This window comes from Cupriavidus mimosae (assembly GCF_023952485.1).
GTDB lineage: Bacteria > Pseudomonadota > Gammaproteobacteria > Burkholderiales > Burkholderiaceae > Cupriavidus > Cupriavidus taiwanensis_C.
The window spans coordinates 1-1,385 of the sequence record NZ_JALHRY010000077.1 but is presented as its reverse complement, the minus strand read 5'-3'; the positions used below and the strand labels follow the sequence as shown (position 1 = coordinate 1,385).

Here is a 1,385-nt window from a genome sequence, read left to right as displayed (position 1 = left end):
GGGCCTGTCAGTTTTTTTGTGTGCAGGGCAGGTAAAGGCTCACCGCTAATTCGACGGTGAGCCAGCATTATCTCAGCGATGCGGATGGGCGAAGCGTTCCTCATAGAGGATCGCAAACTGGTTCATGGCAGCCTTCCAATCGTGCGTGGAGCTGCCCCACTTACCGGTGATGTTGCGCAGGGCCAGCCACAGCAGCTTGGTTGCTGCCTCATCACTGGGGAAGTGTCCTCGCGTCTTGATGATCTTGCGCAGCTGCGCATTGATACTCTCGATCGCATTTGTTGTGTAGATGATCTTGCGGATCGCCGGCGGGAACGTAAAGAATGGGATCACTTGATCCCAGGCGCGATGCCAGGACGCGGCGATCGGCTTGTACTGCTGCCCCCATTTTCCTTGCTCGAAGGCCGCCAGCTCGGCCAGCGCTGCCTCCACGGTGGGCGCCGTGTACACGGGCTTAAGCGCCGCGGCTACCTCCCGGCGCTCCTTCCAGCTGACGTACTCCAGGCTGTTCCGGATCAGATGCACGATGCAGGTCTGCAGCGTCGTGTGCGGGAACACCGCGTTCAGGGCTTGCTCCATGCCCTTGAGGCCATCTGTTATCGCGATCAGAATGTCCTGCGTGCCGCGGGTCTTCAGGTCATTGAACACCTTCATCCAGAACTTGGCGCCTTCGGTGTTCTCGATCCACAGGCCCAGGATGTCGCGGGTGCCGTCCGGTAACACGCCCAGCGCCAGGTAGACGGCCTTGTTGCGTACCACCCCATCCTCACGCATCTTGACCCGCAGCGCGTCGAAGAACACCACCGGGTACATCACCTCCAGCGGGCGGGCCTGCCAGGTGGTGACCTCGTCCATGACCGCATCGGTGACCGAACTGATGAACTCGGGCGAGACCTCGGTGCCGTACTGTTCGGCCAGAAACGCCTGGATCTCGCGCACGGTCATGCCGCGGGCGTACATGGCGATGATCTTGTCGTCGAACCCGGTGAAGCGCCGCTCGTGCTTGGGAATCAGGATCGGATCGAAGCTGCCGTCTCGATCGCGCGGGATGTCTACCCGCAGCGGCCCGTCCTCGGTCAAGACGGTCTTGGCGCTCTTGCCATTGCGCTGATTGGCCATGCCGGCTGGGCGCTCAGCGCCAGCCGGGTAGCCCAGATGATGGCCGAGCTCAGCGCCCAGCGCCCGCTCGATCAGCGCCTTCTTGAATGCCATTGAGGCGTCCTGCACGGCCTCAGCGGTCATCGGTCCCTTGACGAAATGGGCGATCAGGTCCTCGGGGATGGTCGGCAGCTCACGGTCGGCGGCTAGACTGGTCTTGGTTTTGCGTGGCATACATGCTCCTTGGCGACATGTTATGCCCTAAACACAAAATTTCTGACAGATCC

Annotated in this window: 1 protein-coding gene; it reads right to left on the bottom strand. The window is 61.4% G+C overall.

Annotated elements, in window-relative coordinates; translation table 11 throughout:
• Positions 1–72: 72 nt before the first annotated feature.
• Positions 73–1,332 (bottom strand): IS256-like element ISRta2 family transposase, encoded by a 1,260-nt coding sequence (locus tag MKD50_RS30340; protein WP_252669758.1) that lies wholly within the window; start codon positions 1,330–1,332, stop codon positions 73–75.
• Positions 1,333–1,385 lie beyond the last annotated feature (53 nt).